The organism is Desulfofundulus thermosubterraneus DSM 16057, assembly GCF_900142025.1.
Classification (GTDB): Bacteria; Bacillota; Desulfotomaculia; order Desulfotomaculales; family Desulfovirgulaceae; genus Desulfofundulus; species Desulfofundulus thermosubterraneus.
In genome coordinates this window covers 60,124-87,000 of sequence record NZ_FQZM01000009.1, presented here as the reverse complement: position 1 = coordinate 87,000, position 26,877 = coordinate 60,124, and the positions used below count along the sequence as shown (strand labels likewise).

Below are 26,877 nucleotides of genomic sequence, written 5' to 3'. Positions count from 1 at the left end.
CAAACGCCTGCCCGCCACAGATTTAGTCAATTCCACCGGCTGCCTTGCAAACATTCCAGGCTGCTTCCGTGAACTTGAACTGGGTGCTGGTCCGGAACGTGTCGTAGGCCAGGCGGTAATCGTCAATGAGGTGCTCGGTAAACGGTATACCGGTCTTTTCAAAGAATTTCTCCCAGCCGATACGCTCGGCCCAGTCGCCCAGGCGCTCATGCTTCCGGGCATCGGAGGCATAAACTTCCACAATCTTCTTCACGGTCTGGACCACTTCCGGGAACCGCGGGAAGTTGTTGGGCAGGTAAGCCACCACTACCTTGGAGAACTTGGGCTCGCTGACCGCATTGGAGATCTTGCCGCCCACCAGGATGGCTACGCCGTCGCCTTCCTTGTCGGCAATGGGCAGAGCCGGGCACATGGTGTAGCAGTTGCCGCAGAACATGCAGCGCTCAACCTTAATCTTGAGGGTCCTCCTGCCTTCCGGGGTCTTGTCAGGCGAAATGGCGCCCAGGGGGCAGGAAGAAATGACCAGGGGAAGCTCGCAGACCTGATCAATGACCTCGTGGTCAATGATCGGGGGCTTCCGGTGAATACCGAGCAGGGCGATGTCCGAGCAGTGAACTGCGCCGCACATGTTCAGGCAGCAGGCCACCGCCACCCGCACCTTGGCCGGCAGGGTCATGCCGGTGAAGTAATCAAACAGCTCGTCCATGACAGCCTTGACCAGGGAAGAAGCATCCGTGGCCGGAGTGTGGCAGTGTACATATCCCTGGGTGTGCACGATATTGGTGATACTCGCTCCTGTACCTCCAATGGGGAACTTATAGCTCCCGGAAACAAACTTGCGGCTCCACAGATCCTTTTTAAGGGCTTCCACCTTCTCAAGGCTGTCCACGATAAACTCGATGTTGTTGCGGGTGGTGAAGCGCACATAGCCGTCGCAGTACTTGTCGGCAATGTCACAAATTTCCCGTATGTGCTGAGCGGTCATTAAGCGGGGCGAGCCGCAACGCACCGTATATACCTTGTCACCGGTTTCGGAAACGTGCACCAGCACGCCCGGCTCGACAATCTCGTGGTACAGCCACTTGCCGTAGTTCTTTTGAATCACAGGCGGGAAGTTTTCCCAGTAATGGCGCGGACCTATATCCGTAATTCTATCTTTGGTTGGATTTTGCGGATCGTATTTACCGAATCTCCCAGTGGAAAGAGCCATCCAACAAACCCCCTTATAATTTACCTCTTGTGTCTGGCCCGGAAATCTTTAATGTCTCTTTCAAATCCGCCGGGTACGTCCTCTTCCTTCCAGAAGATGTACGGGTTGGCACGTGGCGCCTTGATCATTTGCGGAGCAGGCGGCAGGCCGATTACCTCCAGGAACTTGGGCAAGCCAACACGCTGGATGAGCTCTCCAACACGCTCGCGGTTCTTACCTTCTTCCATCCAGAATTCCCAGATTCTCTCGATAACTTCTTTCACATTGTCATACGGCGGCTCCGCCTTCATAAAGGGCACGATAACCTGCGCTATTTGAGCACCTTCGAGGATAGGAGCCTTCGCACCCACCAGGATGCTTACGCCGGTATCTTTACCGGGCCTGAGCGCCTGCGGCATCACGTTAATGCAGTGCATGCAGCGCACGCATTCCTTGTTGTCGATAACCAGCTTGCCGTCTTCCATCCTCATGCACTGGGACGGGCAGAGGTCAATAACTTCCTTTTGAATATCAAATTTACCCCACTCTCTGCCTTTGTGGGAGCCTCCCCTGGGTACAATGTCACCGGCAATGTACGCTTTTACAGCTTCCTGGTCGATGCGGATCTCATCGCGCCATGTACCGATAAAGGCAATGTCGGCACGAGCAATGGAAGCCACGCAGCAGTTGGGGCAGCCGTCGAACTTGAACTTAAATTTGTACGGGAAGGCCGGGCGGTGCAGCTCGTCCTGGTAATGCATGGTCATCTCATAGCACATTTCCTGGGTGTCGTAGCAGGCCCATTCGCAGCGGGCTTTACCGATACAGCAGGAGGGTGTCCGCAAGTTGGAACCGGATCCGCCGAGGTCCTGATCCAATTCGTGAGTCATGTCGTAGAAAATGGGCTCAAGCTGTTCGGTGGTAGTTCCCAGGAGAATAATATCCCCCGTCGAACCGTGCATGTTGAACAGGCCGCTGCCCCGATACTCCCAGAGATCAGCGAGGGCGCGCAGGAAGTCGCTCTTATAGAACTTGCTGGCTGGCTGGTTAACGCGGATGGTATGGAAATGGGCAATGCCCGGGAACTTTTCCGGTACGTCGGAGTACCGCCCGATGACGCCGCCGCCATAGCCAAATACACCCACGATACCGCCGTGCTTCCAGTGGGTCTCGCCGTCCTTAAAGGAAAGCTCCAGCTGACCCAGCAGATCCTCCACCACGTACCGGTCGATCATCATCCGGTCGTCGGCAAGCTTTCTGCGGCGCAGGGCTTCCTGTTTAGCATCGGCCACAAAGCTGGGCCAGGGTCCTTTCTCCAGCTCTTCCACGGCGGGGATTTCATGTTTTATTTTAAATTCTTTTAATTCTTCTTCAGTAAAGTTTTTCAGTTCCTCATCAGTATAAATCCGAAGCTCTTCATATTTCAGTTCTTTTTGAGGCCTCTTTGGTTCAAACATCAGCACGCCTCCTTTATAACGCTAAATGTATCTTTGCCTCTCGCAACACCCATACCTGGAATTACCTGAACCTAAAGACAGAACAACCTTTCTCCTCTCACCCCTCTTTCGTTAAATTGCCTATCTTTCTTCCAGCGTCACTGCTCCCGACGGGCAGACGGAAACACATGTTTCGCATCCGAGGCAATCATCGGAATTGACCACGAATGCTTTGCCATCCTTCATTTCCAGCACGCTGCCCGGGCAGGAATCCACGCACTCGCCACAACCCTCGCACTTCTCGCGATCTACTGTTACTACGTACATAAAACTACCTCCTTTTGGTTTTTAGAAATAAGGATTTGTCCTTTTGCTCACGAGCCTCTTCACTAACCCCTCCTGACAGGCCTCCAACCACTTAGTAATTCGATGCGTTTTAACCTATTCCTCCCGAAAAGGCCCAATTTAACGATAAAAAATTTTAACAAAAGAAAAGATAATTTCCTTAATTCTTTTTAATTAGTTCGTCAAAAAATGAACTTTTCCTGCTACCATGCAGCTCCGTCCGGCGTCTTCCGGACCGGTACCTCCTAGCGGTGGTACCTTTCACCACGGATGATTTTAAAGGCCCGGTATACCTGTTCCAGCAAGATAATGCGCATTAACTGGTGGGGAAAAGTAAATTTAGAAAAGGAAAGACGCATGGAGGCCCTGGCCAGGACGGCCCCGGCCAGCCCTGCGCTCCCCCCGATGATAAAACACAACCTGTTCTGCCCCCGCAAACTGAGGTCGTGCAGGAAGCCGGCAAATTCCTCGGAGGTAAGCATTACCCCCTCCCTGTCCAGGGCGATCACATAGCTGTTATCCGGAATCCTCTGTAACAGGTGATCTCCCTCTTTTTTCAGGACAGCCTTGACCGCCCCCATTTCCCCGGCCGGGGGCAGGGCTTCCTCCCTGACCTCCACCACCTCAATCCGGGCATAGGGCTTAAGCCGCTTGAGGTATTCCCTTTGGGCCAGTCGCAGGAAATCTTCCTTCAGCCTTCCAACACAAAGCAGTGTAATTTGCATCGACTCTTCCCGTTACCGGTAGTTTTAAACCATGGCGCTCTTCCTGGCCGTGCCGTTTTGCGCCGGGGCATCCGCTTCAGATGAAGTACGCCAGATCCTGGCACCAAGCATCTTCAGCTTTTGTTCCAGATTGAAATAGCCCCGGTCTATATAGACCACGTTGCCGATCCGGGTTTCACCTTCAGCCATGAGCCCGGCCACCACCAAGGCGGCCCCCGCCCGCAGGTCGGTAGCCCGAACGCAGGCCCCTTGCAGCCGCTCCACGCCTTCCACCACGGCCAAGCGGCCTTCCACCTTGATCCGGGCACCCATGCGTTTCAGCTCATCGACCACTTTGAAGCGGTTTTCAAAAATATTTTCCACGATCACGCTAGTTCCGGGAATAGTAGACAAAAGGGCCATCATTTGGGACTGCATGTCCGTGGGAAACCCCGGATAAGGCATGGTCTTAATGTCGATGGGGCTCAAAGGCCCGCTGGCCCTGACCCGGATGCGGTCCTCCTCTTCCTCTATCTCCACCCCGGCCTCCCGCAGTTTAGCAATGAGAGGCTCCAGGTGACGGGGAATGACATTTTCCAGAATTACCTCTCCCCGGGTGGCAGCCGCCGCCACCATAAAGGTGCCCGCTTCAATGCGGTCGGGAATAACCGCATAGCGCAGGCAACCGCCCAGGGAATCCACGCCTTCGATCTTGATTACATCGGTACCTGCTCCCCGCACCCTGGCTCCCAGGCAGTTCAAAAAGTTGGCCAGATCCACCACTTCCGGCTCCCGGGCGGCATTCTCGATCACCGTCTGCCCCTGGGCCAGACAAGCAGCCATCATGATATTTTCCGTGGCCCCTACACTGGGGAAATCCAGGTACACCCGGTTCCCCTCGAGCCCGGCGGCCCGCGCGACCACTGTACCACGCTCAAGGGAAAGCTGCGCTCCCAGGGCGGTCAGGCCTTTGAAATGCAAATCCATGGGTCTCGTCCCGATGTTGCACCCCCCAGGTAGGGGGATTTCCGCCCGGCCAAAACGGGCCACCAGGGGACCCAGCAACAAATTGGAAGCACGCAGTTGCTTGGCCAGGTGGTAAGGGGGCATTTGGGCAGGCGGTTCCGTCATGAGGATGCGCAAGCTGCCACTGGGGGTGGTGCGGTGTATTTGCGCCCCCAGGGAGCGGAGGATGTCCACCATTACCTGTACATCCCTGATGTCGGGTACATTTTCCAGGGTTACCAGCTCGCCGGCCATGACGGCCGCACACAAAATGGCCAGGGAAGCGTTTTTGGCCCCGCTAATGGCAACCCGCCCCCGCAGGGATATTCCCCCGGCGACAACTAATTTATCCATAGAAAACGTTTTCCTCCCGTCATGAAAGAACTAAACCTATATTCTCGATCCCCCTCCACAATTCCTGCCACAAAGCCGGCTTTTCCTACAATCATCCGCAAGGGCACCGGGGGAGAACAGTCTTGACTTTTTCTTATAGTTTTTGCCCGAGCCACGAGCGGAAGCCGGCAGCGAACTGGTCCAGAGCCCGTCCGGTAACCTGTTGCAGGGCACCATCCATATCCCGCCCTTGTCCCAACGCTGCTAAAATTTTATGCAAACTTTCTTCACCATATACTTCCACCAGGTATTCCACGGCCGCCAGGGACTGCCAGTAGGCCAGGGTCTGGTCGGGCAGTTCATCAAAATTTCGCTCCATCTCCCCGAAGTCATAGAGCGGCTGACCCGCAAAATCCCCGGTTCCAGCAAGCCGGAAGCCGGTGAGCCTGTATTCCTCGTACTGGGCGACCCCTTCGGTGAACCAGCGGGGTACATTGCCCCGGGCAAGATAGTCCACCACCAGGTGAGTTAACTCATGAGCCACCGGCCCCGAGGCAACAAAAACCTCTTCCACCTTTTGGGGATCCCGGGCATCGATCCAGGCGCCGGGCGAAAGAACCCTGATCACCCCCGCCCAGTACACGCCCATGGCACTTTCGCTGGCCGGCCAGCCAAAACTGGCATTCAGCGACTCCCGCGTGGGATGGACAACCAGGAGGATCTTTTTCCTGGCGGAAAAGCGAAAGTCCCGCGCTACCAACGGGTAGAACTCCCGGGTTGCTTTTAAGACCAGCCGGGCGCTGTCGGCATCCTCGGGATAGTAGCGCACTACGAACAGGCTATCGGAAAGGGTGAGCATATGGCGGGTGCTGATCAGCGCCTGGGCTCGGGCCGCCTCGCGAAAGATATGGTAAACGTACCCCCGTATTTGCCCGGGCACCCTTATGACCAGGAGAAACGCCAGGGCCACAAAAACGGCCAATAATTTCAACCGGAACCAGTGCAAAAGCTGCCCCGTGCCGGGGGGAGGTTGAGTTTGAATCAGCGGGTAAATGTTCACAGGCGTTCACTTCCCATTAATAACATATTACCACGGCTAATTAGCTTATTAGCTTATTAGCTTATTAACTATTAAAACTTATTAAAAAATAAGGGCCTCCTTTAGGGGCCTTATTTAAGATTTTTCTCTTTAAATTATAACGTCAGCAGGGTCCTCCTCCTAGAGGAAACTAAAGGCAACCCCGCCGGGTCAAGCGATACTCTGTCAATCCCTTGTCTTTTAACCCGCCGGGGCCTGGCGTTATCCAAAGCCAGTTACCGCCTGATACACATCCACCAGTAGCAGTAAGCGGTTCCCGGCTTATTTACTTTTTCAACTGCGCCTTCCACTCCTCGATCATTTTACGCGCCTGAGCCACGTCATCCCCCTGACCGGCAAGCTGAATGAACTTTTCCAGCTCCCGGATGCCGCTCTCGTAATCCCCCTTCCCCAGGGCCAGGACCTGGCCGTAATAATAGTGGGCCCGAGCATTGTCGGGATGACGCTTGATTTCCTCTTTAAAATTGGCTACGGCCTCGTCGTAATGTCCCAGCAAAAACTGCACCAGGGCCAGCTCGATGCGAAAATCACTGTTTTCCGGCCTCAGTTGGACGGCTTTATCGTAGGTTTTAAGAGCCTGATCCATCTTTCCCGCATCCAGGTAGGCCCTGGCCAGCCGTGCGGCAATGTCGGCATCTTCAGGGTTAGCTTTGGCCTGGGACTCCAGATCGGCAATTATTTTTTCCAGGGACGGCTGTTGCACCCCCGAGGGTGCGTTGGCAGCGTGAAAGTTAAAAAACCAGCCGATGGAAGTTCCCAGTAAACCCAGGGAAAGGAAAACGGTGAGGATAATAAAGGCAATCCGCTGGCGCCGTTTTTTGCGTTCACGGTAAGAAAAAGCCATGGCTACTACCCCTTTTTAAAGCAAAATGTTTTTCGACCATTATACCACAATTGTTCCTCAGGCTGAACAGGACCATTAAATGGTTTATCCCTGCAATTGTACGGCATATTTTAGCGGAGAAAAAGCAAGTTGTGTGTTATAAATGGTAAGGATTGGTTGATGCAATGGCGCATAAAAACGCCCCTCCTTTAAGGTCATCCAGTTAAGGAGGGGTGTGTCGTTTTAAACTAAACTGGATAATCCCTTTAAAACCGGGATTTCGCCCCGCTAATAACCCGCGTGGCTAAAACTACGCTTTATAAAAACCGCGCCGGATTGACGGGCTGCCCGTTGACCAGCACCTCAAAGTGCAGGTGGGGCCCGGTGGCATTACCGGTGCTCCCTACCCTTCCCAGTAACTGGCCGCGTTCCACACGCTGGCCAACCCGCACCTCAATCCTGGACAGGTGGGCGTAACGGGTAACCACGCCATCCCCGTGGTAAACATCCACTGTCAGTCCGTAGCCGCCATTCCAGCCTGCGCTGACTACCCGTCCCGACTCGGCAGCCCGAACCGGGGTGCCCGTACCCGCGGCTATGTCCACACCGGAATGCAGCCGTCCCCAACGCAGCCCAAAGGGCGACTCGATGGCCCCCACCGTAGGCCAGGCCAGCCCGCCCCCCGTCGCCGAACGGGAAGCCAGGAGCACACGCGAGCCCACCGCTACTATCCGGGTCTGGGATTTCCTGATCACCCGCCTGTCCAGTACGTCCCTGCTCATTTCCCGGCCGTTTAAGTAGGCGACCTGGTAAGTGACCTCCTCCAGGCCGGGTTTCCCCGGTTGTATAATCCGTTGCTGGCCGCGATACATACTGTTATCCCGCCGCCGTTCCTCCGTGAAAGGCACTTCCCGCTTTTCGGTGCGCCGCGCAGTAGCCAGAACGTTGATCACCGGCACAGTGCGGGATAAATTAAGCTTCTGGCCTATCTGCAGTCTCTCGGGGGTCAAACCCGGATTTGCGGCCTGCAACTCTTCCACCGTCATGCCTGTCCCGGCAGCAATGGTCCACAGGGTATCTCCGGCCCTAACGGTGTAGCGGTCAAGCTGGCGCCCCCCCGTGCAAACGAAATCAAGGGCCTCCTCGAACCCTAAAATGGTATGTGCTGGCGCCCGTACTTCTTTAAAGCTTACTTCTTCCACCAGGCGAACATCCGCTCCGGGAACGCTGTACCGCTCTTTTAATTTTTCCAACAACCGGCTGGCAATTTCACGGTCGGCTACCACCAGCTTAATCGCACCGTTTACCAACAGGGCAGTGCCCCGGGCCCCGGCACCCAGAGCCCGGGCGAGATTTTCCTCCAGTTGCCGGTCATCTAACAACAGCGGGCCCTCTCCCACAGCGGCTGGGCGGATGGTCACCCTCCGAAGGAGATCACCGGTAGATTCCCCAAAGTAGAACTTTTTATGAATGACTGTCTCCAGCGTCTCCCGGTCGGAACATACGGCCACCACCCGGTCGTCCACCAGCAGGGTCCAGCCGCCGGAAGCACGCGTCAAGAGAGAACCGTAAGTCATTACCACTATGGTAATGGCCACTAGACATATTACCTGGGCCGGAGTCAGGGGATCCTCGATCAATATTCGGCGCACCGCTTGCCTAAGACCATCGATGTATTGGGACACAAAAGAGAGCCTGGGGCGGGAGGAAAATACAGCATTGGCATCTGCTCGGCTCAACGTCTCTCGCTTCCGTGCAAAACGGCGGCCCTTTTCATTCTCTGTTGGTGGCGCTGAAAGCGTCATGGGTGTCTACTCCTTTGGTGAAAGACTGGTTGCACAACCAGACAACCGGCAACCCGAATACAAAAAACAGGTTGCCTGTCAGGCCATGTCAACCTTCTATAAATATATAACTGATAAGGGCGTTATAACACTATGAATTTTGTCCATTAAAGCCTTTTATGGTCGGGGTATGGCAAATTTGCTTTTAATTTCTTTTGTTTTTCAAGTTTATGGCGAAAATTTTAGCCCGGGTTGAACCCGGGCCAAAGGTGGAGTCCGTGATTTAAGCGCTTTCGCTCGACAGGGCCGCCTTTAAATACAGGGCGCATTCAATCCTCTTTTTAATCAGGTCACAGGCGATTTCATAGGGAGTAAAGATATTGCCGTGAAAAGCGTGGGCATTGGCATGGCAGCCGCCGCTGCAGTAAAAACGGGCCCAGCAGCCCCTGCAGGCATCTTTGTTATACACATGGGCGGCCCGAAACTCTTCCACCAGCTCGGGTCGTACGATTCCCCGCTCCACGTCCCCCATGCAGTATTCCGAGCGACCGACAAACTGGTGGCAGGGGTAAAGTTTACCCTCGGGCGAAACGGCCAGGTATTCCCTGCCGGCCCCGCACCCCGTCAGGCGCTTGGGCAGACACGGTCCCCCGCCCAGGTCTATGTTAAAGTGGAAGAAGTTTATCCGCTGGCCCTTACGGGCGCGGCTGAGTAGTTGCCGGGTTAGTGCTTCATATTCCTCACAGATGAGGGGCACGTCCTGGGGTTGCAGGGCATACTCCTCCCGATAAGGAGCCACTACGGGCTCCACCGAGATGTGCTCAAAGCCCAGGTCGGCCATATGGAGCACGTCCCGGGAAAAATCCAGGTTATGGCGTGTAAAGGTACCACGCACATAATATTCACCCCCCGGTCGGGAGGAAACGAAACGGCTGATGTTTTCCAGCACCCGCCCGTAGGAACCCCTGCCGCCGGGAAAGATGCGCATGGCATCGTGGATTTCCTGCCGCCCGTCCAGGCTGAGCACGACAGCCAGATCGTTCTCGTTTAAGTAGCGGCCTACTTCCGGAGTGAGGAGTAAGGCATTGGTGGTCACGGTAAACTTGATTACCTTGCCCAGTTGGGCAGCCCGCTGCCGGCCGTACTCCACAAGAGCCTGCAGGACGGAAAAGTTCAACAGCGGCTCTCCCCCGAAGAAATCAACTTCCACATGCCGCCGGGAGCCGGAAGCGGCAAAAAGAAAATCCAGCGCCTGCCGCCCAGTTTCCAAAGGCATCAGCCCGCTTGGGCCGCCGAAATGACCCTGGCCGGCAAAACAGTAGCGGCAGGCCAGGTTGCAGTCATGGGCCAGGTGCAGACAAAGGGCCTTGACCACCTCGTTACACGCCGGTTCATAATGGCCGTTTAAGGGGTCGGGAGAAAACAACAGGCCTTCCCGGACCAGCTCTTCGATTTCCCTAACGGCCTCCTGCACTTCGGACACCGGGTAACAACGGGAGTGCTTGGCTACTAAATCCCGGGGGCTGAGAAGGGGATAATCGTCCAGCAGGTGCCAGGTCAGTTCATCCACCAGGTGCACAGCTCCGCTGTTGACATCCAGTACAATGCGGTGATCGTCAAAGATAAACTTATGGATCATAGCCCTTCCCTCAAGAAAAAAACCTCATCCCGTACGGGATCAGGTTTTCCATTACTTGTCCTCCTTCATGCAGGCCTGGTTGCCCACGGTGCAGGAGGTCTTGCAGGCCGACTGGCAGGAAGTCTGGCATTCCCCGCAGCCCCTGCCCTGAACAGTCTTGGCCAGGGAGGGGCGGCTGATGGTCTTGATGTGCTTGCCCATTGAATCAAAATCCGCCTCCTTTTGTTAAGCCTATCTACATTATACCCCGGTCCAGGTCTCCCAGACAAGATCCAATGCCTGTAGCTTGAACCGGACCCCCAACAAGTTCGCAGGTCTAACACAGTGAAAACCGGCGGGTTAAAAAGCGTTTTAAAACGGACACAGGTAGATGGTTTCAATCCCTCAAAGCATCCCGGCGATGTAGTCCAGGAGATCAATCGCCCTGATGATGCCTACGGCTTTTTTACCTTCGAACACGGGCAGGATATTCACGTTTTTGGTCATCATCAGTTCGATGGCCCTGGTTACGGTATCGTCAGCCTGTACGTAAGCATCGACCAGGGGCCGGATGGCCTGCCCCACCCTGGTCACGGTAAGCTCATTGAGGGGTTCTCTGCGGTAGAAAAAGGCCCAGGACATGGTGAAGAGTTCAGTATTGTCGTAAAGCATGCGGTTTTTCTTAATGGCATTGAGGATGTCCCGGGTGGTGAGAATTCCCACCAACCGCTCTTCATCCCCCACTTTCTTGGTCTTACTGAAAACCAGCAGCGAACGGTGCTCGTGGCCGGCGGCGCGGTAATTTCTAAGCACCTTAATGGCATCCTTCAAGGTATCGGTCTCATACACCACCGGGTATTCGGACAGCGGCACCATGATCTCCCCAACTTTTTTCGTTTCAGGCATAAAAAGCCCCCCTCCCTATTTTTTACCTGTGCCCTTCCAACCACACCTTAACATAACTCACCGGTCCTGTCTTTTCCCATGGCTTAGCCTGCTTAAGTATAGTCTACTATAAAAACCACTCATTTAAAGTGTTTTAAGGGGGGTTCTGATATCCCCGGCAGGTGACACCGGAAAAGGTAAGGGTATCGCCGGCCACAATACCGCAGGCCCGCGCCGACCCGGCTTTCAATTCCAGCACTTGGCTGCAGCCTTCATAAGTACCTCCTACCCGTCCGGGCGGCAGGTTATCTTCTACTGCCAGTACCCTACCGCTTCTGTCCAGATAGACGGCGTCAATTGAAAAGCGCATTCCCCACGTGTGGATGCGTCTGCAGGGTGAGAGTAAAAGCCCTTCCTCTTCGCCGGGGGGAGTCGCAAACATCCATCCCTTCAACCGGGCCCAAAAACCAAACGCCGGCCGTACTTTCAGCGGCAAATTTCTTTCCCCAATTCTTACTTCCAAAAACCCTCCCCTTTTTTTCGCCACCGGCTCCGAAACCTCCAGGCCAGTAAGTAAACTTTACTTGTATATCCTGGAAAATTCCTTAATGAGCTTTATGACACCGGGTCCCAGCAGGATAATAAAAATAACCGGAAAAATAAACACGACCATGGGAATAAGCATTTTTACGGGGGCCTTCATGGCCCTCTCCTCTGCCTGCTGGCGCCTTAACTGCCTCATCTGCCTGGACTGAACGCGCAGCACGTTAGTAATACCTACACCCAGCATGTCAGCCTGGATTATAGCCCCCACAAAGACGGTCAACTCGTCGACCCCGTTTCTTGCCGCCATATCGCGCAGGGCGTCCCGCCTCGGCTTGCCAATGTTGATTTCGTCCAAAACGCGGGCAAACTCCTCTGCAATAAACCCCTTGCTCTTTTCGACCACCTTGGCCAGGGCAGCATCAAAACCGAGCCCGGCCTCCACGCTCACCGCGAGCAAATCGATGACATCAGGCAAACTTTTACGCAGGGCTTCCTGCCTTGCCTTTATGCGCCACTTTAAAAGCAGATCCGGCAAGAGAAAGCCGGCTAAAAGTAAGGAAACTTCCCCTAAAAACATGGACAGCGGGCCAGCACGAAAAACAGCGGCTAGGAGCATACCCGTTCCCAGACCGAGCATTGCTGACAGATACTGGGCGGCCCTAAACTGCTCTGCCGTCATATGAAAGGGGTTACCCGCCATCAGAAGGCGCTTTTCCAAAAGAGCTTTTTTATCCTTGGTCATCATGCGCGCCAGGCGGCCTGAAAAGCGCTGCAGGATGGGGAGGATTACCCTTTCAAAGAATGGCTTTTCCAGGTCTTCGAGCGGCAACCGCCGCGCTTTTTGGTTGAGCCTGGCCAAACGTTCACGCACAGCCAGCCGGCGCCCAGCCAACCCCACAGCCAGCCCCCAGACCAGGAAAAAGACTGCCAAAAAACTGAGTACCACCGCCAGTTGTTTCACGTCCAGCTCGCCCCTTAAATCTCGATGTTCGTGATCTGCCTGATCAACAGGAACCCCACTAGCTCTGATACAGCCGCGCCCGCCAGCATGAGGAGACCCGCTTTCTCTGTAAAAAGCACTTTTAAATAGTCTGGACTGATCACCAGGAGTAGTGCCCCAAAAAAAACAGGCAGCAGCCCAACCACCAGGCCTGATATCCGCCCCTGAGCCGTCAGAGTGCGAATCTGACCTTTGATGCGAATCCGCTCACGGATTGTTTCAGAAATAATGTCCAGTATCTCTGCCAGGTTACCACCCACCTGTCGCTGGATGAGCACTGCTGTCACCACCAGGTCGAGGTCAGGGCTTTCTACCCGCCTGGCCATCCCCTCCAGGGCCTCATCCACCGACCTGCCCAGGTTGATTTCCCTTAAAGCCCGGCTGAACTCACCGGCTATCGGATCGGGCATTTCCCGCCTCACCGTATCCATAGCCTGAAAAAAGCTAAAGCCGGCCCGCAGGGAGTTAGCCATTATCGCCAGGGAATCAACCAGCTGGTCGTTAAATTTCCTGGCCCGGCCCGCCTTGCCCCGGATTATCACCATCCTCGTCAGAGTGTAACCAAAGATGCCGAGCACCACTGCTCCCGCCAGGTTGTGCGTGGCGGCCAGCATAAGGAGGGGGAGGCCGGCCGTCACCCCGAGCTGTACGGTAATAAACTCCTCCCCCCGCATGGGGATACCGGCCCGCGCCAGCTCAGCCTCCAGCCGCTGGGCGGCGCTGCGCGGGGCCAGGGCAGAACCCACCCGGCGCAAGAAACGCTGCCAGGGGGGCAAACCCTCCTCTTCTTTGAGGGCGGGGTTCCACGGCGAGTGGGCCAGCCGGCCGGTGTACACTTTAAGCCGGTGGGCCACCCGCCGGGCTGCCTCACCGGCATCCCCCAATAGCCCCCACACAAAGAGGGACACACTTAAAAATACCAAAAGTCCTGCTAAATATTCCATCTAAATCGACCTGCCGCACACCCCCGCTCTAACGGCGGGCAAAAATATCCGGTGGCAGGCTGATGCCCGCCGCCTCCAGCCTGGGCATAAAGCGGGGCCTGATGCCGGTAGCCGTAAAGCGGCCCACCACCCTGCCCATCTCATCAACTCCGGTCTGTTCAAAAATAAAGATGTCCTGCATGACGATGGTTTCCCCTTCCATGCCCAGCACTTCGGTAATGTGGGTCACTTTGCGCGATCCGTCCTTCAAGCGGCTCTGTTGCACGATCAGGTCAACAGCGGAAGCAATCTGTTCGCGGATAGCCCGCACAGGCAGGTCCATCCCGGCCATGAGGACCATCGTCTCCAGGCGGGACAGCATATCCCTGGGCGAGTTGGCGTGACCCGTGGTCAGTGAACCGTCGTGGCCGGTATTCATGGCCTGCAGCATGTCCAGCGCTTCGCCGGAACGCACCTCACCCACTACAATCCTGTCCGGTCTCATGCGCAGGGCATTTTTCACCAGGTCGCGAATGGTGATGGCCCCCTTGCCCTCAATGTTTGGCGGCCGGGATTCCAAAGTAACTACGTGCTCTTGCCTCAACTGGAGCTCAGCGGAATCCTCAATAGTCACAATGCGCTCGTCCTCGGGAATAAAAGACGAAAGCACATTGAGCATGGTTGTTTTGCCGCTACCGGTGCCCCCGCTGACCACAATATTCAACCGCGCCTTCACGCAGGCCTCCAGAAACCTGGCCATTTCCGGGGTGAGAGAACCAAAGCGGATGAGGTCCTGTATTTGCAGCGGATCGCGGGAAAACTTGCGAATGGTAATCGTTGGGCCAGTTAAAGCCAGCGGCGGAATGATAGCGTTGACCCGCGAGCCGTCCGGCAGGCGGGCATCCACCATGGGCATGCTCTCATCAATTCGCCTGCCCAGGGGAGCAACGATCTTTTCGATAACATGCATGACATGCTCGTTGTTGCGAAACTTCACGTCGGTAAGCGTAAGCTTGCCCTTGCGCTCCACGTACACCTTGTACGGCCCGTTGACCATGATCTCGGAAATGGTGGGATCATCCAGAAGGGGCTGGATGGGACCGTAGCCGAGCACGTCGTTGAGCATTTCTTCTACCACCTTCTGGCGGACGGCAGCCGGTAAAAAGGCCTCCTCGGCCTCCAAGACCTGGCCTACAATCTCGTCCACCCGTTCCGCCAGCACATCCCGCTGCCAGATCTCCTGCTTTTTCTGCCCCCCGGCAGCCTCCCTGCCTTTTTTGGAGGAGCGCGCGTCCTGGCGCGCCATCTCGGCTTCCAGATCCTCAATTATCTGCTGGAAGATCTTGCCTTTCAGTTCTGAAAACTGTTCGTCCTCCTCCCGGCCGGCCACCACAGCCGGCTTTTTTTCGCTGGTTGTTTCTGTTTCACCTGCAGGCAGCCCTGGCATCGTCCTGCCCAGGCGCTTCATGAGAGACACGCAGCAGTCACCGTTCCTTTCCTTCCCGGTTTCCAGGTGGTTTCAAAGTGTATAAAAACACTATAAGAACAGCAACCTAACGGCCCCGCGCCCAGAACTTAAAGAGATTCTTTTTCCTCTGCTCTTCCAGATCCGTTTGGCGGCCGGTGTCGCCAATAACCATCTCCGCCAGCTCAGCCACGGCGGCAGTCACCCTGCTGCCGGGGCTGCTCAGCACAAAAGGTATACCCTCGTTGACCGAAGAAACAACCAGCCTGCCCTCGGCGGGCACGCGGCAGGCCGCCAAAAAGCTCAGGTTAGTTTCCAGGTCCTCAATTTTGATGGAGAAGTCGTGGGAAAAGCGGTTGACCACCATTTTTGTCTTTCCCTTGTTGTGCAGCGAATCGAGGATATCCAAACAAATTTTGGTGTTCTTTATCGTCGGCAGTTCTGGAGACGTTACCAGAAGGATCTGGGTGGAGAGGTCCAGGGCAGAAAGAGTTATATCGGAAAAAATGGCCGGCAGGTCGATAATCACGTACTCGTACTGCTCCTTAAAGGCCTGCAGCGTGCGCTCCACTTGAGGCCCCTTAACAACCTCGGCGAGTTCCGGGCGTACCGGTGCCGCCAGTACCCGCACTCCCGATGGATGGGGAGTAAGATAGTGCTCCCAAACCGGACTGTAGTTTTGCTCCAGTTCCTGGGCCAGCTCGTACCAGGTCTTGCGGGGGATGAGGTTTAAAAACACGCTCGCATCCCCCCTCTGCAGGTCGAGGTCCACCAGCACCACCTGCCGTCCCGTCCGGCGCGCCAGCATAACGGCCAGGTTAACCGCCAAGGTCGTCCTGCCCACCCCACCCTTGACAGAAAAAACTGCCACCATCTCGCGGCGGGCCAACCCTTCCAGCGTTCCTTCCGTCAGCAGCCGACTGGAAAAGCGCGACTGCTCCGCCTCGTAAACCCTCCTGATTGATTCAACCAGGGCCTCGCCGCTAAAGGGCTTCACCAAAAAATCCCGCCCTCCTGCCCGCAAGGCCTCTCGCAAAAGTTGCTGGTCTGCCTGCAGAGCAGTAAAGATGATAGCGGTGCGGGGGCAGCGCTGGGCGATAAGAACGGCTGCTTGAAAACCTCCCAGGCCGGGCAGGTTAACATCCATGATGACGACGTCAGGTAAAAGCCGTTCCGCCAGGCTAACCGCTTCATCGCCGGCACTGGCCCTGCCGACCAGTTTAATATCGTCCTCCAGGCTCAAAATTTTTTGGATCACCTGGTACGTCTCCCAAACGTCGTCGGCCACGAGCACCCTGATGGCAGCCACAAGACTCCCCCCTTAAAAACCGGGCCGGCTGCCGGCATCAAAATTTTACTTTTCACTAAACACACTCCACCGCTCATTTTCTGTACGCTCATTTTCCGCAAATGGTGGTGGGGCAACCACCCCGGTCAGGCCGGTACCGCCGGACTCGGCTTTTTCCCGGGCCCCGGCCATCTCTGCCTCCCGCCGGAGCCTGTCCAAAAGCCCGGCCCCGCCGCCGAATTTCTTGATCATTTTTTCCGTGTCGATGGGCTCCAAAACCCTTTTCTCCCTGTCTACCGGGGAACGCAAGGCCAGACGCACGGACCCGAGTTCAGAAGCCAGGAGCAACACCTGGGCTTCCTCCGGCTCAACCGCCAGGGTTACCGTGGCCACCTCTTTGGCCTGCTGCGGGGACTGCTTGTTCTCCCCTTCTTTGCCAGCCGCTTCCACCCTGGGCTGCTCAAGAGATCTGCCCACGGCCAGAACTTCCACGTTTTGGAGAATGGTAAGCGCCACCGGCACTTCTTCCGAGCCACTGCCCGTACCGCCGGCTTTAACCGGCACTTTAAGCAAAACGTCAACCGTATCCCCCTGTTTAACCAAGAAGCCGACGCTCCTGACCTCATCGACGCTGATGGCTACCGCCCGCTTGCCAGGGGGGATCTGGAAGGCCAAGCCCCCCCTTCCCTCCCCGGGCCGCGCCAGGCGCGACAGCAAGACCGGCTCTCCCCCCACCAGCGGGAAAAGCGTCACCGTTCCCACCACTTCCTCCAGCTTCCGGGCCGCCCGCGGGTGAATTGATTCAACGGGTACGTCTTTTAAAGCCACCATCTCGGCCGTTATTTGCTCACGGGCGGGAATGTCTTTAACCGCCACCACTACCTGAGCCAGGCGGCGCTGGCGCGCCTCCTGCTCCACCTTTTTTATATAACTATAAACGGTAAAAGATGCCGCCAGTCCCAGTATAACGGCCAGCGCCACCAGTTTTTTACCCATAAAAAGTTCCTCCGTGCTCAATCAGTAAGCTTAACACCTGTAAGCCCGTAGCCAGTACCGGCAGCGGGGTCGCACTCCAGGGAGAGGGTGGTTTTTAAGAAACGGCCATTTATCACACAGTCATTACCGCTGCCGGGCTGCCCCTCAATAAAGAAGGCAGCAAAGCCCACAATTTCAAAGTCGGGCTCGTTTCCACGCGGGTTGAGGTAACGCAAGACGGGGATGATGACAAAGCGCGCGCAGTCGCTGCTCGACGTGCGCCAGTCCGGTGGGGACGACCAGCAGGAGGCGCCGTGTACAGGGCAGGCCTTAAGCCTTTCCTCCAGCCCATCTCTTGTTGGACCGGACATGTTGCCGGTCTTCTCGTAGAGGCGGTCGCCAACCTTTAAATTAAAAGACACACCCCTTCCCAGGTTGTCCTCATAGTCGCGGGCACCGGTACCACCGGGAATCGTCCTGTGCTCCGCCCCAGGGTCCGGAAACTGGGCCGGATTGCGGGTGATATCGAGGGCACCGTACCAGCCCTGAGTGCCCATACCGCCGCCGTATTTCAGCGTATACAACTGGCCAAAAGCAAGCTCCTGGTCCAGAATCCCCAAGGGGAGAACCGGGTAGCCACCGGCGCTTTTTACCGCTCCTACCCGCGCTGCCGATCTGGCCCTGATCGACCAGCTGTCGATGCCCAGGGCGGGCCCGAAAAAGAGGTCTACCGGCCTCTCCTTGCTGCAAATAATCTTTAAATTACCGTCGGAAAAACTTACGTCCCCTGCCTCCAGCTCCACGCCGTTGTAGGCGGCGTACTCCACGGCCCGCGCCCGGGCCGCCTCCGGATCGTCCGGCAAAAACCTCGCCCCGGCCAGGGCAGCGGCGTCCAGCGCCTTTTGCAGGCGGGACTTCTGGACGGCAGTGTGCCCCACATCCACCACCAGGGCAAGGGAGGCAAGCAGCGCGGTCATGGCGGCGGCAACCAGGATAATGATGGTCCCCCTTTCCCCGCCGTTAAACACCTTCACCGGCCTCACCTCCCCCTACTCCACCATCATGGTGGTACTGCCCCTTACGATATAGGATTTGTCGGCAAAAAAAGGGATGCTGACTTCTACCCTGGTAGACACCGTCACTGTCACTGGTGTCCCCCTGGAGCGGGTACCCGGCGGGGGGCTAATGGACACCTCCAGCGTTCCCACAGGGCCGGCGGCCGCTGTGGCCCGCTCCACCACCTCGGAGTCCGGCCTGCCCAGGGCGGCCAGCCTGGCCCCCTCCCGGGAGGCATTTGTCACCATCTGGTATGCGTAGAACACCCGCCCAAATTCAAATATGCCCATCAGGATCAAAATCACCACGGGCAGGACAATGGCCAGCTCCACCATGGCCTGGCCGCGATTGTTACCAATGCAGGGCAGGAAGGGCATGCCCGCTCACCTCTAAGATGAAGACGACAGTTGCACCGCAAAAAATTGCCAGGGCATAGGGCACAGCCGGCAGGTCTTCCCCGCCGGGCGGCGGCACGAGGGCCAGGGAGAGCTTCCCCAGGGCCCAGGCCAGCCAAAGGTGCCTGCCCACACACCTAAGGGAAGAGACCAGATGGCGCCTGCCCAAAAGGAAAAGGGCCGCCAGCACCCCGCCGGCCAGGGCTCCGGCCAGAAACGTCCAGGTTGCAAAATGTGCACCCTTGTAAAGGCCAATCATAGCCAGCATCTTTACATCACCAGCTCCTACCCCGCCGGCCCAAAAGGGGATGAGGAGCAGTAAAGCCCCTATCACAAGGCCAAGGCACCCTTCCAGCAAGCCTGCCGGCCCTCCCCCGGCAAGGCGCAGGATAAAACCGGCGCCCATAAAGGCCGCCACCAGGGCGTTGGGTATCCTACGCCAGCGGAGGTCAGTATAAACGCTGCAGCACAAGAAGGCAGCCAGTACAGCATCTAAAATGCTCAACTGCCTCTAAACCTCCGGCAAAATTTTAAAAACAGACCCTACTCAAGACCGGACGTCCGGTAGGGCCTTTTTTCATTATTCCGTCATCAATATTCCGTGTAATGAGCGCCGGTAAAATGTCCTCTTCCTTAATCTGGCCAGAAAGAAACTGTGAGGTGGCGTGCCTTCCGGCAAAAACAGAAGAGGGCCACCTTTTTTACCAAAACTGTCTCTAAAGGACGGCTAAACAAACGACCTATTGGGTGTTTAAGTTGTTTCCCACCCTGTTAAATATGCCCGTCAGCCGGCCGCCCAGGAATATCAAAGCCGCAATGGCAGCCACGGCAACCAGGGCGAGGATGAGAGCGTACTCGCTCATACCCTGACCGGATTCCTCCTTCCACAAACGGGCCAGCAGTTTTTTCACTCCGTTCACCTCCCTTCCAGACCGGCTGTCCTGCCACGTATCTCTTCCGTCCGCCAGCTCCCGCCGGCGGGCGGTAAAACAGGTGCCCCCTTCTCCTCCACCAGTTACTGCCGCCGCCCCATTTTCTCCCGGTAGAGGCCGACCAGGTACGAGCCGGGTTCCCGCTCTTCATACCGGGCGACGGCCTCCTTCATTACTTCCGGAGTGTAACCCAGTTCGTCCAAACGAAGTAGAACCCGCAAAGGGAGAAATAGATCTCTTTGGGCCACCAGCCTGAAAAGTTCGGGGCGCAGCGTCTGCCCGTGACCGGAAGATTCAAGGTAGGCCTCCAGGAGGAGCGGGAAATCACGTTCCCAGGCAACCCTATCGGCAAAAACAGGGTGGATTCTTAAGGCGTTTTCACCCGAGCGGGCGGCCATTTCCCTGTCACCTAGCAACCGGTAAGCTTCCAGGCAGTGATAATAAATCTCCGCCGTCTCCAACCCCCAGGCCACCGCCTGCCGGTAGTGGGCAAGACACTCTTTATAGAGGCCGCGCCTGAAAAACATGCCGCCCAGTTCTGCCTCGCCACACGCCAACTGGACCCTGGAAAGGCTGCCGGAGCGGACGGAAACCGCCCGCAGCTGTTCGTACCACTGAACGCTGCCGCCGGCAGCGGTCACCACAAAACGCAGCGGCACATAAAGCTCCCCTTCCCAAAAGTGCGGGAGCGTATCCAGCGGGTACTCCTGGGCACCATACGTTTTCTCCACCACGGCTACAGGCGAAGCAGTCCCAAACTTAAGCGACCTGACCGCGCTCCCCTCGGGCATCCTGATCTCCGTGTACGGGGGGTTGGAAACCGCAACACCCCCCATGGCCCTGGCCAGATCACCAGCCCCTATCAGGACCCGCCCCTTCTCCAGAAAAATTTTCTTACCCGCCAGCCAGGGCTGGCCGTTCCAGAGTAACGAAACTCCCGTTGCCCCGGCCCCCCTGGGCACAAGAAAAATGGCTGCTCCCAGCAAGAGGAGAAGGAGCACCAGCGAACAACCACGGGCAATAAAAGGACTTCCCCCGCTTACCGGCAAAATTTTTTCTCCCCGTTCGCTCCTGCCTCTCAGGCCTGTCACCGCCCAATTCACTGCTCTTACAGCGCCCACGCCCTTCTTACTGGTGCGGCGCAAAAGGCACAGTTTGAAAAAATTATTTGGTAAAACTTCAATTTTAATCCCTTACCTTATCATTATAACTAATCGGTTGAGTGATTTCAAACATTAACACGGAAGCAGAGTAAAAAAACTGGATAATGCAGTCAATATCCGGAAGGAGGGCGGATTTTTACGGCGTATTTTATTAGCAGTCTCACCAAAACAGAAAAGAAGAGGCCTATCCATGCTGTCTGCAAAAAATGGAAACAAACTGCGGCTGCCCCCCATTTCCTATGTGCCGGTTCTCCTGGCAGCCGCCCTCATGTCCTTAAACTTGAGTGTGCCCATGGGCGATACCGATTTCTACTGGCACCTGGCGGCCGGCAGGTGGATCCTGGAACACAGGCAAATTCCCCTTACCGACCCCTTCTCTTTCAGCCGGGCCGGTCAGCCCTGGGTAGCCCACGAGTGGCTCTTTGAAGCCATATTGGCAGCTGCTGACAGGGCCTTCCAATACCCGGGGGCCGTTCTTATGGGCCACGTTTTTTACTGGCTTTTCGCGGCATTCTTCTACCGCTGGCTCCGGCTGGTTGCTCCCGGCAGCAGTCCCCTCCTGGCTGCCTTCCTGCTTTTTTGCGCAACTTTTACCGTCTTTCCCTTCTGGACGCTCAGACCGCAAATAGCGAGCTATACCTTTTTTGTTATCTTCCTGGCCCTGCTGGAAATAGGGAAGCCCTCCACTGGCCGCACCTTGGGCCTGGCCGCCCTGACAGCTGTCTGGGCCAATACGCACGGTTCTTTCCCGCTGGGTCCTTTGCTGGTCCTCTTTAAAATGGGTAGCGACTTCCTCCGGGAGGCCCGGGCGGGGCTAAAAGAGCCCCGGCACCAGTGGCCAACTGCTGCGTTCAGGACCCTCCAGTTGGTGGCCGGGCGTTGGGGCTGGACGCTTCTTTTGACAGCGGCAGCGGGCACCCTCAATCCATGGGGGCCCTCCCATTATCTCTACCCCCTGCAGGTCACCGGGGATGCCGAAATGATGTCGGCCATAAGGGAGTGGCGGCCGCCGGACTTCCACCACCCTTACGCCAGGTACCTGCTCTTTGGCTGGTTGCTCGCTTTTCTTGCCCTGCCGCTCTGGCGGCCCGCCAGGGTGCGGCGGCCCGACATGTTTTTCTTAAGCGTCTCTTTTTTGTGGCTTACGCTTACTTCGGTGCGCTACACACCGTACTGGCTGGTTGTTTTAAGCGGCTACCTCCTCACTACCCGGCCCTCAAGATCGCCGACGCAAATGAAATGGGATTGGCAGGAAGAGGGTCCGGCAGGTGCAGGTACCCGGCAGGAAGCCGACGGGCCAGGTACGGGGAAACCGGCCAGGCGGCTGGAGGTAGCTATATGGCTCTGGGCCCTGTTCTTTTATCTTTCGACTTTTGCACGGCTGCCCTTGGGCCCGCTGGAGGCCAACGTCAGCCGGGAATTTCCCGCTGCCGCTGCCGAAAAGCTTGCCAGCGCCCCGCCGGGCCGGAAGCTGCTCAACGACTACAACTGGGGCGGTTATTTGATCTGGCGCCTCTGGCCGCAGCTGCCGGTCTTCATTGACGGGCGGGCAGATCTCTACGCCGGTGGGGTATTCAGCCAGTACCGCCGGCTTAAGAAGCTACAAGACCCACAGGCTGTCCTCGACGAGTGGCAGATTGACATGGTTTTAATGCCTCCGGACGAGCCGCTGGTGAGCTGGTTGCGCCTGCACCCGGCCTGGGAAGTGTGGTATGAAGACGCGCAGGCTGTGATTATGAAGAAAAAGGGTGGTACTAAAAGTGAAGGAGCAAATCTCCGTGATCATCCCGGCTTATAATGAGGAGTGCCGCCTGGGTGCGACTTTAAAGAAGGTGATTTCCTATTTAAAGAGGGAATTTACTTCCTACGAGGTTATTGTGGTAGACGACGGCAGCAGTGATGGAACCCACCGGGTGGCAACAAGTTTTGCCGCCACCAACCCCTTTGTCCGCTGTTTGCGCAACCATTCCAACCGGGGCAAGGGCTACAGTGTAAGAAGGGGCATACTGGAAAGCAGGGGGGAGTGGGTTCTCTTTACCGACGCCGACCTGTCCACGCCCATTGAAGAGCTGCCCCACCTCCTGGAATGGGGCGCCAAAGGGTACCAGGTGGTCGTTGGTTCGCGCGCCCGGGAGGGCTCCCGCATCCTTGTAAGCCAGCCGTTCTACCGGGTTGTACTCGGCAAGGGCTTCAACCTGGCCGTGCAGTTACTGGCTGTGCCGGGCGTACGCGATACCCAGTGCGGCTTTAAGCTCTTTTGGGGAGATACGGCCCGTCTTTTGGCCTCGTTACAGGTACTCAATCGCTACAGCTTCGATGTAGAACTGCTTTTTCTGGCCAGGAAGCTGGGATTGCCCCTGGCCGAGGTCCCCGTGGAGTGGTCGCATTCTCAGAGCAGCAGGGTAAGGCCGCTCCGGGACGGTCTGCGCATGCTGGCCGACCTCTTCTTCATCCGCTGGCTGGATCTCCGGGGAGCCTACATGGCCGGTACTGCGCCGGGAAAAACCGGGGTAAGACCTGCGCCGGTCTGCCCGTCTCAAGATGCAGCGTCCCCTTCCGACTGACCCCGGGGCGCTGTTTTGATGAAGCCGGCCGCCGGGATCCTCTTCCGGCAGCTTTTCTGTGCTTATCTTTTAGCTGCTGGCAACCCGCCAACATCTCTTTCCAGGCCTGTAGGCAACTGGTCACCTGCGCCGCAAGCCGTTCCAAAGCACCAAAGCGCTGCCTCCACCACCCGCGGGTGAAAACGCGTGGCCGAACCCTTGCGCAGTTCTTCCACCGCCGTAGCCAGCGTATGGCCTTTCATCAGGAGGTTGTCCAGGGCGTCTGCTGCCCCCACAATCCAGGCCGCCAGGGGCACTTCTTCGCCCTTCTTCCCATCCGGAAAACCACTGCCGTCCCAGCACTCGTGGTGCCAGCGCACTGCTTCGATTACCGGCTGGGTGAATTCCGTCTCGGGAATGAGCTCCGCTCCCACTGCGGGGTGAGAGCGGTAGAGCTCTTCCCCTGTACTGGGAGCTGCCTCCCCGGCTGCCTCGCTCTTTAGCCCGGCCAGGCCAACATCGTGCACCAGAGCTGCCAGCCGCACAACATCCACCTCCACTTCGGAAAGGCCCATGAATGAGGCCAGACGAACGGCCAACTCGGCCACCCGGACACCATGGCCGTGGAGCTTACCGCCGCGAGCCTCCAGGGCACCGGCCAGCGACTTCACCACGCCAAGGTAGCTCTTCAAAAACAGCTCCTGTCTCTGGGCGTTGCGCAGGGCTACTGCCACCTGGGCGGATATCTCCACCAAAAAGTCCAGATCGGCCTGCGAAAATTCCCCCCCGCTCTTCTTATTGATTACCTGCAGGACTCCCAATATCCGCCCCTCCAGGATAACGGGCGCGCACATCATGGCCTTGTTCTTAAACTTGATTTCCTCGCTGATGTTCCGCTTAAAGCGGGGGTCTTTCTCCACATCATTGGTAATATATGGTATGCCATTGGCTGCCACCCAGCCCGCAATCCCTTCCCCCACTTTGAGGCGCACCTCTTTTAAGCACTCCCCCTTTTCCCCCAGGGCAACCTCGAAGTATAGCTCATTCTTTTCTTCATCGAGAAGGAGGAGGGAGGCAGCTTCCGCTCCCGTAAGGGCGGCCACCGTATCCATGACCTTCCTCAAAAGCGGCCTTAAGCGAGTAGTAGAGCTAAGATCCCTGCCAATATCAATGAGGAGTTCCAGCCTCTTTTGGCTGCGCCGGTATTTACCGGCCAGCATCCAGACAGCCAAACAACCGCAGATAAGAAGCAGGACAAACAAAACTAAAAGGGCCGCCACTTGAAAGCTCATAAAAAAGCCTCCTTGGAAAGTCTTACCAGAAGTGAAAGTCCGATGGGGATACTCCACCGCTTAAGCCACCAGGACTCCACCCGGTAGAAACCGGCAATAAATTTTCCCCAAAAGGGCGGCAAGCAGCCGCGCACCGCCCCGCCAGACTGACTCCTTTCCTTCATCCTCACCAAAGCGGCAGCCGGAAAAATAAAAAAGTTGGTGTAAGACATGAATTCCACGCTCAAACCGGCACCGCCTGCCGTCCTGAAGAGAGACTGGGGCGTGTAACGCCGCCGGTGGCCGAGTGCGCGATCGTGGCTGCCGTAAAGCCAGGGATGGGCCGGCACACTGACCAGCACCATGCCCCCCGGGCGCAAGACGCGCCCCGCCTCCATGAGGCCGAGACGGTCGTCGTCGAGGTGCTCCAGCACATCAAGGAGGAGCACCAGGTCAAAAAAAGTAGCGTTGTCGTAAGGAAGACGACAGGCGTCGCCGTGACAAACCCGCAAACCCCCGGCGCGGGCCCTCTCTACCAACGGAAGGTGACAGTCTATACCCTCGGCCTCCACAAGGCAGCCAAGCTCCCTCAACAGCGCCCCGTCGCCGCAACCGACGTCCAAAAGCCGCACCTTACCCTGGTTGGTGCTCCGACCGGCAAGGAACTTGAGCACCTGCCCGCGCACAATCTGGCGCTTGCCGGCGTGCCACCAGTGCCTTTCTTCCTCCTCCCACAGCAGGCGGTACTCTTCATCCCTCACTTCTCCCCCACCCCCTTACGGAATTCGCCAGTGGGTGCCAATATCCTTCCTGCGGGGATTTCCCTCGCCGAAAAATATGAACCACCCCTATTTTTGATCGCTTCCGGTGTGTTAAGATTAAAAAGTGGAGGTTCGGATGACAATGACACCCGTGCATAAGCCTTTTAACTGCCGTCTGCTGGAAAACAAAGTGTTAAAACACTTAGGCGGTATTCTGGTGCCGGCCCTGGCCGTATTTTTTGTCTCGCGCGGTATCATGGTAGCCCTCTTGTTCCTTTTCCGACCGGTTGTGCTCCACGATGCACCACCGGGCACATTTTTTGCGGTAAAGCCGCTGTGGGATCCTTTCGTCTTGTACGATTCCGAGCATTACCTGCGCATCGCCCGCCAGGGATACGGAGACCCCATGTCGGCTGCCTTCTTCCCACTTTATCCCCTGCTCATCAGGCTTTTTGGCCGCGCCTTTGCGGACTACGAGGCAGCGGGAGTGCTGTTGAGCTGGTTTTTTTTCTCAGCCGGCCTGGTAGTGGCCAAAAAGCTGCTCCTGGCTAAGGGCTGCCCCAAAAACAGCGCTTTGTGGCTACTAGCCTTTTTCCCCTCCAGTTATTTTTTTTCGGCTGTCTATACGGAGTCGCTCTATTTCTTTCTGTTAGTCGCCTGCCTTACACTGGCCGCATACCGCCGCTGGCCGCTTTCCCTGACCGCCGCCTCTCTTTTAGCTGTCACCAGGGTAAGCGGCGCCGCCGTGCTGGCTATCCTGCTGGCCAACTACTGGGCCGCCGAGCGACCGGGCTTCAAAAAGGTCGTTCTCTCCCTGGCCAGCTTCCTGCCGCTGCTGGCTTTTTTGGGTCATGAACACGCCGTCTACGGCTCCCCCCTAGCCTTTACCAGCGCCCAGCCCCTCTTCCACCGCTTTTTTTCCTGGCCCTGGCTCGTTCTTTACCATGACTTTACTACAAAACTATCAAACATCATTTTTATTTTCAACCTGGTAGCTCTCGTCGTGGCAACAGTTTCCGTCGTGGCAATTAAAGAAAATCTCTGGCGCTCCATAATCCTTATCCACGCTCTCCTGCCCCTTTTTACTGCTGATTTGTTGCCGCACCTGCCGCAAAGCCACGGCTACGTGCGCTACCTGCTCCCCGTCTTCCCCGTCTTTTATGGCCTAGGGCAGTTTGCAGGGAGGAAAAGAACCTTTTATTACCCCCTCCTCTTCTTTTTCTACCTGCTGTGGCTGGTATTCCTCTGGGGAATAGCCAGGAAAGCCTTCCTGGCTTAATCAGAGAGGGCGCGCGGGCAACCTGGACCGGCAGCTGGAACGGTTTCACGCTCGGGAAA

27 protein-coding genes are annotated in these 26,877 nt (G+C 56.7%); 3 read left to right on the top strand and 24 right to left on the bottom strand.

From position 1 onward, the window contains the following. Positions 1-22: 22 nt before the first annotated feature. From dsrB to BUA65_RS04240, 22 genes are all read right to left on the bottom strand, one after another. Entirely contained in the window at positions 23-1,210 is a 1,188-nt protein-coding gene (gene dsrB / locus BUA65_RS04345) for a dissimilatory-type sulfite reductase subunit beta (protein WP_072867540.1), read from the bottom strand. Positions 1,211-1,230: 20 nt separating this feature from the next. Beyond that, complete coding sequence (gene dsrA / locus BUA65_RS04340; RefSeq protein ID WP_084062052.1) at positions 1,231-2,646, bottom strand: dissimilatory-type sulfite reductase subunit alpha; 1,416 nt, start codon at positions 2,644-2,646, stop codon at positions 1,231-1,233. Between the two features lie 120 nt (positions 2,647-2,766). Next, positions 2,767-2,952 carry an ATP-binding protein gene (locus tag BUA65_RS04335; RefSeq protein WP_072867539.1) on the bottom strand — a complete coding sequence of 62 codons (186 nt, stop codon included), beginning with the start codon at positions 2,950-2,952 and terminating at the stop codon, positions 2,767-2,769. A gap of 263 nt (positions 2,953-3,215) precedes the next feature. Next, on the bottom strand, positions 3,216-3,695 hold the full coding sequence (rlmH, locus tag BUA65_RS04330; protein WP_072867538.1) for a 23S rRNA (pseudouridine(1915)-N(3))-methyltransferase RlmH: 480 nt from the start codon (positions 3,693-3,695) through the stop codon (positions 3,216-3,218). Between the two features lie 24 nt (positions 3,696-3,719). After that, positions 3,720-5,033 (bottom strand): UDP-N-acetylglucosamine 1-carboxyvinyltransferase, encoded by a 1,314-nt coding sequence (gene murA / locus BUA65_RS04325; protein WP_072867537.1) that lies wholly within the window; start codon positions 5,031-5,033, stop codon positions 3,720-3,722. A gap of 133 nt (positions 5,034-5,166) precedes the next feature. Next, positions 5,167-6,072 carry a peptidase MA family metallohydrolase gene (locus BUA65_RS04320; RefSeq protein WP_084062050.1) on the bottom strand — a complete coding sequence of 302 codons (906 nt, stop codon included), beginning with the start codon at positions 6,070-6,072 and terminating at the stop codon, positions 5,167-5,169. A 304-nt stretch (positions 6,073-6,376) separates the two neighbouring features. Next, on the bottom strand, positions 6,377-6,955 hold the full coding sequence (locus BUA65_RS04315; protein ID WP_072867536.1) for a tetratricopeptide repeat protein: 579 nt from the start codon (positions 6,953-6,955) through the stop codon (positions 6,377-6,379). 296 nt (positions 6,956-7,251) lie between these two features. Further along, complete coding sequence (locus BUA65_RS18985; protein ID WP_072867535.1) at positions 7,252-8,574, bottom strand: M23 family metallopeptidase; 1,323 nt, start codon at positions 8,572-8,574, stop codon at positions 7,252-7,254. A 427-nt stretch (positions 8,575-9,001) separates the two neighbouring features. Next, positions 9,002-10,357 (bottom strand): thioether cross-link-forming SCIFF peptide maturase, encoded by a 1,356-nt coding sequence (scfB, locus tag BUA65_RS04305; RefSeq protein ID WP_072867534.1) that lies wholly within the window; start codon positions 10,355-10,357, stop codon positions 9,002-9,004. A gap of 51 nt (positions 10,358-10,408) precedes the next feature. Then, a complete protein-coding gene (scfA, locus tag BUA65_RS04300; protein WP_072867533.1) occupies positions 10,409-10,558 on the bottom strand; it encodes a six-cysteine ranthipeptide SCIFF in 150 nt (49 codons plus the stop codon). Between the two features lie 183 nt (positions 10,559-10,741). After that, positions 10,742-11,242 carry a CBS domain-containing protein gene (locus BUA65_RS04295; RefSeq protein WP_072867532.1) on the bottom strand — a complete coding sequence of 167 codons (501 nt, stop codon included), beginning with the start codon at positions 11,240-11,242 and terminating at the stop codon, positions 10,742-10,744. Positions 11,243-11,375: 133 nt separating this feature from the next. Next, a complete protein-coding gene (locus BUA65_RS04290; RefSeq protein ID WP_131821459.1) occupies positions 11,376-11,744 on the bottom strand; it encodes a DUF192 domain-containing protein in 369 nt (122 codons plus the stop codon). Positions 11,745-11,801: 57 nt separating this feature from the next. Beyond that, complete coding sequence (locus tag BUA65_RS04285) at positions 11,802-12,728, bottom strand: type II secretion system F family protein (RefSeq protein WP_072867531.1); 927 nt, start codon at positions 12,726-12,728, stop codon at positions 11,802-11,804. Between the two features lie 14 nt (positions 12,729-12,742). After that, positions 12,743-13,711 carry a type II secretion system F family protein gene (locus BUA65_RS04280; protein ID WP_072867530.1) on the bottom strand — a complete coding sequence of 323 codons (969 nt, stop codon included), beginning with the start codon at positions 13,709-13,711 and terminating at the stop codon, positions 12,743-12,745. 28 nt (positions 13,712-13,739) lie between these two features. Next, the gene (locus BUA65_RS04275) at positions 13,740-15,167 is read right to left on the bottom strand and encodes a TadA family conjugal transfer-associated ATPase (RefSeq protein ID WP_072867529.1); all 1,428 of its coding nucleotides are present in this window, start codon (positions 15,165-15,167) and stop codon (positions 13,740-13,742) included. A gap of 76 nt (positions 15,168-15,243) precedes the next feature. Next, positions 15,244-16,464, bottom strand: a complete 1,221-nt coding sequence (locus BUA65_RS04270) for a CpaE/TadZ family protein (RefSeq protein ID WP_072867528.1) — start codon at positions 16,462-16,464, stop codon at positions 15,244-15,246. A 45-nt stretch (positions 16,465-16,509) separates the two neighbouring features. Continuing rightward, on the bottom strand, positions 16,510-17,439 hold the full coding sequence (cpaB, locus tag BUA65_RS04265) for a Flp pilus assembly protein CpaB (RefSeq protein WP_131821458.1): 930 nt from the start codon (positions 17,437-17,439) through the stop codon (positions 16,510-16,512). A gap of 17 nt (positions 17,440-17,456) precedes the next feature. Then, a complete protein-coding gene (locus BUA65_RS04260; RefSeq protein WP_072867526.1) occupies positions 17,457-18,452 on the bottom strand; it encodes a pilus assembly protein TadG-related protein in 996 nt (331 codons plus the stop codon). Between the two features lie 15 nt (positions 18,453-18,467). Then, entirely contained in the window at positions 18,468-18,851 is a 384-nt protein-coding gene (locus tag BUA65_RS04255) for a TadE/TadG family type IV pilus assembly protein (protein ID WP_072867525.1), read from the bottom strand. Beyond that, entirely contained in the window at positions 18,826-19,374 is a 549-nt protein-coding gene (locus BUA65_RS04250; protein WP_072867524.1) for an A24 family peptidase, read from the bottom strand. The genes BUA65_RS04255 and BUA65_RS04250 overlap by 26 nt, the downstream gene beginning before the upstream one ends. A gap of 235 nt (positions 19,375-19,609) precedes the next feature. Beyond that, a complete protein-coding gene (locus tag BUA65_RS04245) occupies positions 19,610-19,780 on the bottom strand; it encodes a Flp family type IVb pilin (RefSeq protein ID WP_072867523.1) in 171 nt (56 codons plus the stop codon). Between the two features lie 104 nt (positions 19,781-19,884). After that, a complete protein-coding gene (locus BUA65_RS04240) occupies positions 19,885-20,922 on the bottom strand; it encodes a stalk domain-containing protein (RefSeq protein ID WP_131821457.1) in 1,038 nt (345 codons plus the stop codon). A 232-nt stretch (positions 20,923-21,154) separates the two neighbouring features. Here BUA65_RS04240 and BUA65_RS04235 point away from each other — a divergent pair, with 232 nt between their 5' ends. Beyond that, a complete protein-coding gene (locus BUA65_RS04235) occupies positions 21,155-22,762 on the top strand; it encodes a hypothetical protein (protein WP_072867521.1) in 1,608 nt (535 codons plus the stop codon). Next, a complete protein-coding gene (locus BUA65_RS04230; protein ID WP_165613188.1) occupies positions 22,725-23,528 on the top strand; it encodes a dolichyl-phosphate beta-glucosyltransferase in 804 nt (267 codons plus the stop codon). The genes BUA65_RS04235 and BUA65_RS04230 overlap by 38 nt, the downstream gene beginning before the upstream one ends. 62 nt (positions 23,529-23,590) lie before the next feature. On the opposite strand, the gene BUA65_RS04225 is transcribed toward BUA65_RS04230, so the two are convergent. Together BUA65_RS04225 and BUA65_RS04220 are read right to left on the bottom strand one after the other, a co-directional pair. After that, on the bottom strand, positions 23,591-24,799 hold the full coding sequence (locus tag BUA65_RS04225) for an HD family phosphohydrolase (protein ID WP_072867519.1): 1,209 nt from the start codon (positions 24,797-24,799) through the stop codon (positions 23,591-23,593). Next, the gene (locus BUA65_RS04220; protein ID WP_072867518.1) at positions 24,796-25,539 is read right to left on the bottom strand and encodes a class I SAM-dependent methyltransferase; all 744 of its coding nucleotides are present in this window, start codon (positions 25,537-25,539) and stop codon (positions 24,796-24,798) included. Before BUA65_RS04220 ends, BUA65_RS04225 begins: the two co-directional genes overlap by 4 nt. Positions 25,540-25,675: 136 nt before the next feature. Here BUA65_RS04220 and BUA65_RS04215 point away from each other — a divergent pair, with 136 nt between their 5' ends. After that, positions 25,676-26,818 (top strand): mannosyltransferase family protein, encoded by a 1,143-nt coding sequence (locus BUA65_RS04215; protein ID WP_114281456.1) that lies wholly within the window; start codon positions 25,676-25,678, stop codon positions 26,816-26,818. Positions 26,819-26,877: the final 59 nt, after the last annotated feature.

What these genes read in the sequence shown, in the direction of transcription:
- dsrB (WP_072867540.1), bottom strand. Translation starts at nt 1,210, where the DNA reads ATGGCTCTTTCCACTGGGAGATTCGGTAAATACGATCCGCAAAATCCA.
- dsrA (WP_084062052.1), bottom strand. Translation starts at nt 2,646, where the DNA reads ATGTTTGAACCAAAGAGGCCTCAAAAAGAACTGAAATATGAAGAGCTT.
- BUA65_RS04335 (WP_072867539.1), bottom strand. Translation starts at nt 2,952, where the DNA reads ATGTACGTAGTAACAGTAGATCGCGAGAAGTGCGAGGGTTGTGGCGAG.
- rlmH (WP_072867538.1), bottom strand. Translation starts at nt 3,695, where the DNA reads ATGCAAATTACACTGCTTTGTGTTGGAAGGCTGAAGGAAGATTTCCTG.
- murA (WP_072867537.1), bottom strand. Translation starts at nt 5,033, where the DNA reads ATGGATAAATTAGTTGTCGCCGGGGGAATATCCCTGCGGGGGCGGGTT.
- BUA65_RS04315 (WP_072867536.1), bottom strand. Translation starts at nt 6,955, where the DNA reads ATGGCTTTTTCTTACCGTGAACGCAAAAAACGGCGCCAGCGGATTGCC.
- scfB (WP_072867534.1), bottom strand. Translation starts at nt 10,357, where the DNA reads ATGATCCATAAGTTTATCTTTGACGATCACCGCATTGTACTGGATGTC.
- scfA (WP_072867533.1), bottom strand. Translation starts at nt 10,558, where the DNA reads ATGGGCAAGCACATCAAGACCATCAGCCGCCCCTCCCTGGCCAAGACT.
- BUA65_RS04295 (WP_072867532.1), bottom strand. Translation starts at nt 11,242, where the DNA reads ATGCCTGAAACGAAAAAAGTTGGGGAGATCATGGTGCCGCTGTCCGAA.
- BUA65_RS04280 (WP_072867530.1), bottom strand. Translation starts at nt 13,711, where the DNA reads ATGGAATATTTAGCAGGACTTTTGGTATTTTTAAGTGTGTCCCTCTTT.
- cpaB (WP_131821458.1), bottom strand. Translation starts at nt 17,439, where the DNA reads ATGGGTAAAAAACTGGTGGCGCTGGCCGTTATACTGGGACTGGCGGCA.
- BUA65_RS04255 (WP_072867525.1), bottom strand. Translation starts at nt 18,851, where the DNA reads ATGCCCTTCCTGCCCTGCATTGGTAACAATCGCGGCCAGGCCATGGTG.
- BUA65_RS04235 (WP_072867521.1), top strand. Translation starts at nt 21,155, where the DNA reads ATGCTGTCTGCAAAAAATGGAAACAAACTGCGGCTGCCCCCCATTTCC.
- BUA65_RS04225 (WP_072867519.1), bottom strand. Translation starts at nt 24,799, where the DNA reads ATGAGCTTTCAAGTGGCGGCCCTTTTAGTTTTGTTTGTCCTGCTTCTT.
- BUA65_RS04215 (WP_114281456.1), top strand. Translation starts at nt 25,676, where the DNA reads ATGACAATGACACCCGTGCATAAGCCTTTTAACTGCCGTCTGCTGGAA.